The sequence below is a fragment of the Prosthecobacter sp. genome (genome assembly GCF_044373815.1).
GTDB lineage: Bacteria > Verrucomicrobiota > Verrucomicrobiia > Verrucomicrobiales > Verrucomicrobiaceae > Prosthecobacter.
In genome coordinates, this window is sequence record NZ_JBIPNG010000226.1 from 1 (window position 1) to 10,308 (window position 10,308).

Below are 10,308 nucleotides of genomic sequence, written 5' to 3' on the forward strand. Positions count from 1 at the left end.
TCCGGCAAAGCCTATGGCATTCGCATCGTCGCCGCGGTGCTGCTCATGGCGGGAGTGGTCTGCGCGGTGATCTCGCGCATGCAGACCCAGTAGTCCTGTTTCTGGGGGGAACAGGGAGTCCGTGGCTGAATTCCGATTCGTGCTTATTCGTGCTCTTTTCTCTGCATCCGTGCTAAAGTCCAAGCTGTCAGCACCGGCACATTCAGCTTGCCGGATTAATTAATAAGGAAAGCGGGGCCGCGAGAAACGATTCATTCCTGCTTTCCCGCCTTCCTACTCAGAAAATGGATTTGATCAGTTTGGTCACCCGGGGCGTCTAACCAAGCGACACCAACTCTCAGCCCCCGAATCTCATGCACACTTTACTGCGACTCCTGCTGGTCATGCTCATGGCAGCAGGCACAGGCGCTCCGCTGCTTGCAGCCACGACTTCATCCAAGGGGAAAAAGTCTTCCACGTCGGGAACCAGCTCCAAAAAGAAAGCGCCCGCCAAGTCTGATTCCACAGCGGCCAAAGCTGAAACGCCTGCGGCCAAGAAGACCACGCCTCCGCCTTCCGAGCCGGTGAACGAAGATCCCCCCACCGCCGTGCCGACTCCGGCGGCGGTTTCCACGCTTAGCATTGAGGACATCAGTGGCTTTGACGCCTACCCCAAGCAGATTCAAAGCCTCGTGCAAAGCTGCCTGGCGCTGACGCATCTGGAGCTCGGCTACATGTATGGCTCCAGTGAACCCAACAAGGGCGGCATGGACTGCTCCGGCACGATTTATCATGTGCTGCATTTTCAAGGCCTGAAGGACGTGCCGCGTCAATCCGACGAGATGTGCAACTGGGTGGACAAAAAAAGCCACCTCTCTCTCACCCCCACCGCCACCAGCTTTGACAGCGAGGAATTCGCCAACCTCAAACCCGGCGACCTGCTCTTCTGGACCAACTCTCTCGAAACCACGCGCAAGCTGCCCGTGACCCACGTCATGATCTACCTCGGCAAGCTCAAGAAAAGCGGCAAACGCGTCGTCTTCGGCTCCAGCGACGGCCGCAGCTACATGGGCGAGCGCCGCAGCGGCGTCAGCGTCTTCGACTTCAGCCTGCCCAAGGCGGACAGCACCAAGCATTTTTATGGCTACGGGCCGACTCCGGGTCTGCTGCCTGTGGAGCCTGAGCGGCCGGTGATCGCGGCGGTGACACCGTCGCCTGCACCTGCGCCAGCGCCCATGCCGAAAGAGACAGCAGTGTCCAAGGAAGCAACGACACCGAAGGAAACGGCTGCGGTCAAAGAATCACCTGCACCGAAGGTGGTGGCGACATCCAAAGCAACAGACTCAGCCAAGGAAACCGCAGCCCTTAAAGAATCACCTGCACCCAAGGTGGTGGCGAAGTCCAAAGCAACAGACTCAGCCAAGGAAACCGCAACCCTCAAAGAACCAGCCGCACCGAAGGTGGCAACTCAGACCCAAGAAACGCCTGCATCCAAGGAGTCCCCAGCAGTCAAAGAATCTCCCGCACCGAAGGAAGAAGTCCGCAAAGCAGTCGCCACCACCGAAACGCCACCCGATTCCGCGACCAAGAAAACGGTCGTTGCAGAGGCCAAGACCGACGCTCCTTCCAAAGCCACCACCACCGCCAAACCCAAACCAACGGCGACCAAGAAACGCTCTACCCCCGTCGCCTCCACCACTCGCCGACGCACGCCTGCCGCACCGCCGAAGAGCGTGTTTGAGCAGAAGGTGGATCGCGCGGTCAGTTCCGTTCGGCGGTTTTTTCAGCAGTGATGCGGCGAAAGAGTTTGTACGAAGACCACTGACAGCGGAAGCAGCTGGCATGATGCACTGAGCGGTTCGGCAGCACATCTCAGTCGACAACATTTTGTCCTCTAACAAAAATCCGGCGAAGCCACGCAAAGGATTGAACTTTCGGTGCCGTGAATCTCTCAACAGCCGACTGAATCTCCAACATCTCCATCTCATGACTCTGCCCCGCTCGCGACAAGATCCAGTAAACTCCATCCCACTCATCAGGCTCAATCGTGAAGGTGCAATCTCGAAGCCTTAACTCTGCGCTGCCGTCTGATACGGTCCAGAAATGCCGTCGTCTCTGCGTAACAACCAGCCCCTGAATGCTGGAAACAGCGCGACAGAGATGCTCGCAGGTCGCGTCCGGTATTCGGAGTGAAACTCCCGGGTTGTGTGGCTCTGTTCTCATGACGCTTGCTGATGCCTAACGCTTCGAATCAGGTCACTGCTTGCTGAAGGCTGCCATCCAAATCGATTCGGATGGAAATGTGAATCGGTAACCTATGGCATACTTCCGGCCGGAAACTTCAACCGCTCCCTTCTCCTTCCGAGTGGCGACAAAGTCTCGAAGCGCTTGAAGCTCTGAGCCATCAAGATACACGGAGAATGAATCGCCCCTCTTCCGAACCCTCGGTGAATCCAGCGACGGCCACTTGCTCGGCCAGAGAATGGATGCATCAGGGGCGTAATCATAGTCCCAAAGCGTGACCTCAATGTAGGGTGGGACCCAGGGCTTTGCGTTTGGAACGAGGTAATTACAAAGCAACTTATGGGCTTTCATGAATTCGGGGGGTGGGGGTTCCTCGCCATCCATGTGCTCCCGCATTGACCGCCCTCGGGCGGTCAATCCATACGCTCCAACCACTTGGGTGATGTTCTTATCGGCAATGAAAAGTGCCGTCGTTGGCTGATCGGTACAACCTGGAGCAAGATCGTAATACCGCTGGAGACCAGGAAGCCTGATAAGGGGCCGGGCGATATCGACCAACTTGGAGAGGCCATCAGGTGATAAGTGGGCGACCCACATACTCGGAATCCCGTTCAGCTCTCGTTGGTAAATGACTGTGCCATCCTCATAGGCCGCCAGTCGTGGTGTGTCAGAGCCAATCACCTGCGCCCATGGATCATTCGTCATCAGCACAAGGACAGGCGCGGGGCCCTTGTGTGGGTCAAACTCCGCAGCTGATGCGGTGCCCACAAACAAGACTAGAGCTGCAAATAGATAACGCATGTCACTGGTTGGGTGGGCGAACGTCCAGCATCATGCCGATGGCGAGCGCGAAACGTCGATGACACGACAGATGCCATACGAGACGTTGCCTGCATCCGTTTTGTTCGGCCTCGTTCTCACTGGAGACGAAGTCACGGCGTCTCCGTCGTGTGAAACAAATTCCATGCGTGCCCATCGGGATCAAGGAAGCTGTGCTGATACATGAAGCCGTGATCTTCCGCTTCTTCGACAGTCGTGCCTCCAGCGGCCACGGCTTTCCGAACCAGATCGTCAATTTCGGCCCGGCTGGAGCAATGGAGGCAGTTCAGAACTTCCAGGTACTTGGAAGTGTCACAGAGGCCTCGCGGTGAGAACGTGGCGAAAACCGACTCATCCGAAAGCATGAGCTGAATGGTGTCGCTGATGACGATGCCGACATACTTCTCTCCGCTCATGCCCTCATTGACGGTGAAGCCAAGGGCCGTGTAAAACGCTCGTGCTCTAGGCACATCCTTGGTGGGAAGATGAACAATGATGGCGCGAATCATAGTGCTGCTGAAGGTGCTTGAGTGCTTGAGTTAACTTTCATTATTCGGGTCAAGTAAAGCCTACCGAACAGCACAGATGATTAACAGAACGTGAGGTTTATCAGCCGTTTTATACCGACAGTTTGAGGGGAGAAGCACGAGCTGAAGCCTTCACGAGTGTCGTTTTACCCCCACATGCCTTTGCGAGCCGGAGGCTCGTCGGAAATTAGCCGGTGGTGAAGGGAGCGTAGCGACCGAGAACCACCGGACTCTCGCCAACAACCCTCGTGCACATTGGTCGCGCCCTGGAAGGGCGCGAGAAGCGCCCGCCCCTGCCGCGTTCCCGCTCACCACAGATACCGTTCGTCATGCTCCACCATCCCGCGCTGCAGCATCGCCACGTATTCTTCCCGGAAGGTCTTCACACGATGATGCTCCTCCTGGTTGAGAACATACGCCCGCACCGCTTCCAGATCAGGTGCTGCAAACGTGAACGCGCCATAACCCTCCTGCCACGCGAACCCAGCCAGGCGCAATTCCTCATGAATCCAACGTGATGATTCGCTTTTGATTTCGCGCATCACATCCGCCACGCAGTGGGTTGCGCGCAGACCTGCCGCGATGTGAATATGGTCGCCCGTCCCGCCCACGGCATGCGCGATGCCGCTCCTGTTTCGCATGATGCCACCGATGTATTCATGAACGCGTTTACGTGCGGTTGGAGCCAGCCAGGGTTCGCGATTCTTCGTGCTGAACACGAAATGGTAATGCAGCGAAAGATGCGTCGAGGGCATGCGACAACTTCTCGCGCCCCTGCCGGGGCGCAACCTTCAGATACGTGGGGTGGTGCGCGCAGGTCCGGTGGTTCTCGCTCGGCAAGCCTCGCTTCACCACCGGCTAATATCTCTGGTCCCTCCGGGACCACTAGGACTTCTGCTACTCAGATGCTGCCCCAATCTCACAGACTCACCTCAGCCACTCATTGGTGCCTTCGGGACCGCCGCTAAGCAGACGCTGTCTCCTGTCCCACAGTCTCACCGCAGCCACTCGTCCCGATTCGCTGCAACAAACACATCATCGTTCAAATGAGGGTAGGCGCGATAGACGCGGTCGATTTCTTCAAGCTGGCCGGGGCTGAGGGATTCGTGTTCGTCGAGGCACCAGAGGCCTTCGAGGAGGCCTTGGCGGCGGAGGACTTCGTGGAGGCCGGCGATGCAGCCGTGGTAGGCGTTGGCGGCGTCGAAGAAGGCGGCGTTGCTGTCGGTGACTTCGATGCCGAGGCGCAAGAGTTCGGAGGTGGCTTCGGCGTTGCGGCATTGCTCCAGAAGCTGCACGGCGCGCTGTGTCCATACCGACCAGTGGCCGAGGAGGCCGCCGACGATGCGGCGCTCTTTTCCGGCGAAGCGGTAGGGGGTGAGAAAATCAGCGACGATGTTGTCGTCGTTGCCGGTGTAGAGGGCGATGTCATCGCGCCCGGCCTCCATGACGGCGCGCACGACGTCGAGGGTTTGATAGCGGTTGAACGGGGCCATCTTGATGGCGACGACGTTTTCGATCTCTGCAAAGCGACGCCAGAACGAGTAGGGCAGCACGCGGCCGCCGACGCTGGGCTGCAGATAAAACCCGACGATGGGCAGCACCTCGGCCACGGCTCGACAATGTGCGATGCGTTCATCCTCGGTGGCCGCAGGCAGCGCGCCGAGGCTGAGGAGTCCTGCGTGGTAGCCGAGCTCGCGCAGAAGCTCGGCTTCACCGACGGCCTGGGGTGTGGCTCCGCAGATGCCGCCGATGCGCACGAGGGGTTTTCCTGAGCGGTCCATTTCTTCCTTTGCGAGTTCGAGCACGGGCTTGAACAAGCCGATTTGCGGATCGCGAATGGCAAACTGAGTGGTGTGCACGCCCACGGCGAGTCCGCCGACGCCGGCGGCGATGTAGTAGCGTGCCAGTGCGCGCTGCCGCCGTTCATCGAGCCTGCGCTGCGCGGTGAGTGCGAGCGGATGGGCGGGGATGGCGATGCCGTGCTGGAGCGGGGAGCGAAAGTCGAAGTTGTTCATGAAAATTTGCTTCGCATGCTGACGGCTCAACCTTTCAACTGAGTCCTTATGCTGCGCCACTTCCTGTTTCTGCTTTTTGCCACCGCCACTCTTCATGCTGCGGATGAGTTCCCGCTGGTGCCTGCGCAGGAGTGCCATCCGCGCAACGGACTGCCGAACTTCTTTGCGAAGGCGAACACGGCGGGTACGGAAATCAAGATCGGTTACCTTGGTGGCTCCATCACGGCGCAGAACGGGTGGAGGCCGAAGACGCTGGCGTATTTTCAGCAGACTTATCCCAAGGCGAAGTTCAGCGAGATCAATGCGGCCATCGGTGGCACGGGCTCGGACTTGGGTGTGTTTCGTTTGAAGCAGGATGTGCTGGATCACAAGCCGGACCTGATGTTCGTGGAGTTCGCGGTGAATGACGGCGGTGCTTCCCCGGAGCAGATTTTTCGCTGCATGGAAGGCATCGTGCGTCAGACGTGGAAGGCGCTGCCGGAGTGCGACATCTGCTTTGTCTATACGGTGACCGAGGCGCTGGTGCCTGCGATGCTGGAAGGGAAGTTCCAGCGCTCCGCGAGTGCGATGGAGAAGATTGCCGATCACTACGGCATCCCGACGATTCACATGGGCATGGAAGTGGCGAAGCTGGCGAAGGAAGGCAAGCTGGCGTGGAAGGCGAAGCTGCCGAAGACGGACGAGGAGAAGATGGCGCTGGAAGGGAAATTCGTCTTTGCACCGGACAGCGTGCATCCGCATGTGGAGACTGGGCATGAGCTGTATCTGGCGGCCATTGTGCGTTCGCAGGAGCCGATCAAGGCCGCTTCGAAAACGACGGGCGCGCATGTGCTGGGGGCACCGTTCATCGCCACGAATTATGAGCAGGCCAAGCTGCTGCCGATCAGTGCTGCGACGCTGTCGAAGGGATTCACGCTGCTGGATCCGAAGACGGATGATTTTGGCAAACGCTGGACTAATCGCATGACTTCGCTGCACAAAGGTTCACAGCCCGGCGAGACGATCAGCTTCAAGTTCAAAGGCACGCGCTGCTCCATCTACGACATCATTGGTCCCGACTGTGGGCAGGTCAGTGTGACGCTGGATGATCAGCCTGCGAAGATCGTGGCGCGCTTTGATGCCTACTGCACTTACCATCGCCTCAGCGCGCTCGTCATTGGCAGCGATCTTGAAGACAAGGTGCACAGCGTGAAGATCGAGATTGATGCGAAGCAGCCAGACAAGGCGACGATCCTCGCGAAGAACGGCAACAAGATCGACAAGCCAGAGCGCTTCGATGGAACGGCGTTTTATCCTGGTGCCATCCTACTGGTGGGTGAGCTTGTGCCATAGAATCTGGGCTACTGCTGTTTCGCTCTTCGCATGACGGAGTGGTGAGTGCCTAGGTCATCCCTAGTGGGAGCTCCGGCCGCGCTCCGCACCCTGACCGTGCGGAGTGTTCAGGGTCGAGGAAGGCCGGTAACACCACATCATTTCCATGAGTCAATATTCCTCAGGGCTGAGTGATGGGTGAACCACTCTTAAGAGTCGTTTGAATCCTGATTCATTACCGCAGGGCGGGGACAAGCATACTGTTATGGAAATAATAGTATGCACGTTTACCTATGAGCCACGACCCTGCCCGCGTCGAGCAGCTCTTCAATGAAGCGCTCGAACGTGCAAACCACATTGAGCGCCATGTCTTTCTCACAGGAGCTTGTGGGAACGATACGGCGTTGTGGAATGAGGTGTGGGACCGTCTGCGCAATCACCCCGGCAACGGTGGCCAGCAGCGCCGCACGCGGGGGATCCGGGTGCCGAAAGCACCAGGCCATGGGACCTTGGAAGAAAAGCCGGGGGACATGATCGGCCCTTACCGGCTGCTGCAGATCATTGAAGACAGCACGAGCAGCACGATGTGGATGGCGGAGCGGAACGCACGCGTGGCGGAGTTCGTGACGATCAAGATCATCGCCGCAGCCGCGAACGACTTTTTGATCCGCTACGAAGCGCAGAAGCATGCGCTGGCGCTGCTGGATCACCCCGATATCGCCAGGCCGCACGCCTGTGGCATGACTCCCGGCGGCAGGCCCTACCTCGTCACGGAGCTGCTGCATGGGACGCCCATCACCCAGTTTTGCGACGATCAAAAGCTCTCGCTGCTGACACGCGTTCGCTTGTTCATTCAGGTTTGTGATGCCATCCACCATGCCCACCAGAAAGGCGTGGTGCATGGAGATCTGCAGCCTTCCAACCTGCTCGTCCGATGGGGTGATCAAGGGCAGCCAGTGCTGAAGGTGACGGACTTTGGCATCGCCATGGCGATGAACCACGCCCTTGTCGCACCCACGGGGCAACTCCGGGCACCTGCGGCCTACTTTTCTCCCGAACATGTGGCCGCCAAAGCGATCGATGCACGCACCGACATCTATACGCTGGGCATGCTGCTGTATGAGATGATCACAGGACGGCTGCCGATTCCCACTCCCAGAGACACGGCGGAGCACCTGAATGAGGTGAAGAAGGTGGTGTGTGAGACGCTTGTGGAAAAGCCGTCCGCGCTGCTTCGCTCTTTACCCAAAGCACAGATCACCGGCCTCGCCCTGAACCGCAAGGTGGAGGCAGCCACCTACCCCGAACTTCTGGAGGAGCATTTCGACTGGGTGGTGATGCGTGCCTTGGAAAAGCGGCCTGAAAGCCGGTATCCGAGCCTAGATGCGATGGAGAATGACTTTCTACGCTACCTCAAAGAGGCGGCGGCTCAGGAAGAAAAGCCGATGGTCCAAGGTACTGCGCTGGGCAGTTTTATCAGTGAGCACCGGGGATTGTTCGCTCTCGCGGCGATACTGGTGCTGCTGGTGGCAGGCGGCATGGCGGTCATGGGCTGGCTGCTGGTGAAGGAGAAGCAGGAAGAGGTGCGTGTGACCACCAAACAAAGGGCCGAGTCCTATTCCATGACCTCCCGCTTTCTGCAGGAGATGTTTGCCTTTCTGACGCCGGAAACCGTGAAGGGAAAAGACACCACGCTGGTGAAAGGCATGCTGGACGCAGCCGTCGAACACCTGGACGAACTGACAGACAACGCTGAGTCTGGAGCGCGGGCGCAGGAGACGATCGGGCTGACCTATCTGGCGCTGTCACAACCGCTGGATGCGCAGAAGCAGTTCCAGGGCGCCCTTGAGAAGCGCAAGCTGGCGCTCGGCGGCGCGCATCGGGACACCCTGCGCTCCATGCGGCAGCTAGCCACAGCCATGGAGGCCGAAGGCCGGTATGTGGATGCGGAGACACTGCTTCGCAGGACCTTGAGCTCCCAGCAAAAAGCTCTGGGCCCGGACCACCTGGACACCTTTGTGACGATCTCCGTGCTGGCGGCGGTTTGTGATGACCAAGAGAAACACCTGGAGGCCGAGACCTTGTTTCTCAATCTCTATCAGGTGCAGAAACGTGTGCTCGGCCCGGACCACCTCGATACCTTCGCGACCCTCGGCAATCTGGCGAATTCATACACTCTGCAGGGTAAACATGCCGAGGCCATGAAACGACGTGGCGAGCAGGTGGATGGGATGCGCCGTGTGCTGGGTGCCGATGATCCGCGCACCCTCATCACGATGAACATTGCGGCCCAGGCCTGTGAAAAGGCCGGCATGCCATCGGACGCGGAGAAGCTGTATTTTGGCGCGCTGGAGGTCTTGAAAAAGTCGCTCGGTGCCGAGCACCCTGACACTTTGGTGCAGGCAGACCAGGTGGCCTTGATGCTGGGACGCCGCGGGCGGCATGTTGAAGCGCTGAGGCTGCACCACGAATGCCTGGACGCCAAACGTCGCATGCTCGGCCCCAAGGATCCGCAGACGCTTTTCTCGATGAAGAATCTGGCGAACGAGTATGAGGCGCAGGGCAGGCAGGCCGAATCTGAAGCCTCCCAGCAGCAGGTGCTGGAGACCATGAAAACAGCCTTCCCTCCGGAGCATCCAGAAATCATCGCGCAAATGGACACGGTGGCCCAAGTGTATGACACCCACGGGCGCTTTGCCGAGGCCACGAAACTCCGGCAGGAATCTCTGGTGGTGAAACAGCGCGTGCTCGGCGCCACGCATGTACAAACTCTGCGCTCGATGCAGCAGCTGGCCGCCTCGCTCGATGCGGATGGCAAACATGCTCAAGCCATCACGTTGCAGCACGAAACTCTCGATATCATGAAGACGGCCTACGGCCCGGGAGACCCTGACGTGCTGGCGCAGATGCATGCCATGGCGGCCATGCATGACCGGCATGGTGACCACGCACAGGCTGAAAAGATTTACCAAGATCTGCTGCAGATTCAGCAGCGCGTCCTTGGCGTCGAACATGTGGAGACACTCGCCACCCTGTCCGGTCTGGCAGAAACGCACCGGCATGCAGGCCGGCTCGAAGAAGCCGAGGCGCTGTATCAGCAGGTGCTGGAACTGCAGCGCAAGCGCACGCCCGCAGACATCGCTGCGGTGGCCGCAGCCTCCGCAGACCTCGGGAGCTTGTGGCTGCAAACTGGACTCACCGCCAAGGCAGAGCCTCTGCTCCGCGACTGCCTTGAACAGTGCATCAAACATCAGCCTGAGCACTGGCTGCGCTTCAATGTCGAGAGCCTGCTTGGTGGAGCTATGCTGCATCAGAAAAAATACACCGAGGCAGGACCGCTGCTGCAATCTGGTTACGAGGGCTTGAATGCACTCGCTGGCATGCTTGCGGTTCAGAATCGCTTTCGGCTCCGC

The 10,308-nt window shown here is 58.9% G+C and carries 7 protein-coding genes; 3 read left to right on the top strand and 4 right to left on the bottom strand.

Annotated elements, in window-relative coordinates; translation table 11 throughout:
- Window positions 1-353 precede the first annotated feature (353 nt).
- A complete protein-coding gene (locus tag ACIREA_RS17950; RefSeq protein ID WP_397383698.1) occupies window positions 354-1,772 on the top strand; it encodes an NlpC/P60 family protein in 1,419 nt (472 codons plus the stop codon).
- 463 nt (window positions 1,773-2,235) lie between these two features.
- Here ACIREA_RS17950 and ACIREA_RS17955 read toward each other — a convergent pair whose 3' ends face one another.
- The 4 genes from ACIREA_RS17955 to ACIREA_RS17970 form a co-directional block, all read right to left on the bottom strand.
- Window positions 2,236-3,024 carry a hypothetical protein gene (locus tag ACIREA_RS17955; RefSeq protein ID WP_397383699.1) on the bottom strand — a complete coding sequence of 263 codons (789 nt, stop codon included), beginning with the start codon at window positions 3,022-3,024 and terminating at the stop codon, window positions 2,236-2,238.
- Window positions 3,025-3,155: 131 nt separating this feature from the next.
- On the bottom strand, window positions 3,156-3,551 hold the full coding sequence (locus ACIREA_RS17960; protein ID WP_397383700.1) for a VOC family protein: 396 nt from the start codon (window positions 3,549-3,551) through the stop codon (window positions 3,156-3,158).
- 326 nt (window positions 3,552-3,877) lie between these two features.
- Complete coding sequence (tnpA, locus tag ACIREA_RS17965; protein ID WP_397383701.1) at window positions 3,878-4,324, bottom strand: IS200/IS605 family transposase; 447 nt, start codon at window positions 4,322-4,324, stop codon at window positions 3,878-3,880.
- A 240-nt stretch (window positions 4,325-4,564) separates the two neighbouring features.
- Window positions 4,565-5,584, bottom strand: a complete 1,020-nt coding sequence (locus ACIREA_RS17970; RefSeq protein WP_397383702.1) for a dihydrodipicolinate synthase family protein — start codon at window positions 5,582-5,584, stop codon at window positions 4,565-4,567.
- A 48-nt stretch (window positions 5,585-5,632) separates the two neighbouring features.
- Between ACIREA_RS17970 and ACIREA_RS17975 the strand changes: the two genes are divergently transcribed.
- Complete coding sequence (locus tag ACIREA_RS17975) at window positions 5,633-6,916, top strand: GDSL-type esterase/lipase family protein (RefSeq protein ID WP_397383703.1); 1,284 nt, start codon at window positions 5,633-5,635, stop codon at window positions 6,914-6,916.
- 272 nt (window positions 6,917-7,188) lie between these two features.
- Window positions 7,189-10,308, top strand: a 3,120-nt coding sequence (locus ACIREA_RS17980; protein ID WP_397383704.1) for a tetratricopeptide repeat protein, incomplete at its 3' end; no start/stop codon positions are given.

Coding starts and splice junctions, on each gene's coding strand:
- tnpA (WP_397383701.1), bottom strand. CDS start 4,324: ATGCCCTCGACGCATCTTTCGCTGCATTACCATTTCGTGTTCAGCACG.
- ACIREA_RS17955 (WP_397383699.1), bottom strand. CDS start 3,024: ATGCGTTATCTATTTGCAGCTCTAGTCTTGTTTGTGGGCACCGCATCA.
- ACIREA_RS17970 (WP_397383702.1), bottom strand. CDS start 5,584: ATGAACAACTTCGACTTTCGCTCCCCGCTCCAGCACGGCATCGCCATC.
- ACIREA_RS17950 (WP_397383698.1), top strand. CDS start 354: ATGCACACTTTACTGCGACTCCTGCTGGTCATGCTCATGGCAGCAGGC.
- ACIREA_RS17960 (WP_397383700.1), bottom strand. CDS start 3,551: ATGATTCGCGCCATCATTGTTCATCTTCCCACCAAGGATGTGCCTAGA.
- ACIREA_RS17975 (WP_397383703.1), top strand. CDS start 5,633: ATGCTGCGCCACTTCCTGTTTCTGCTTTTTGCCACCGCCACTCTTCAT.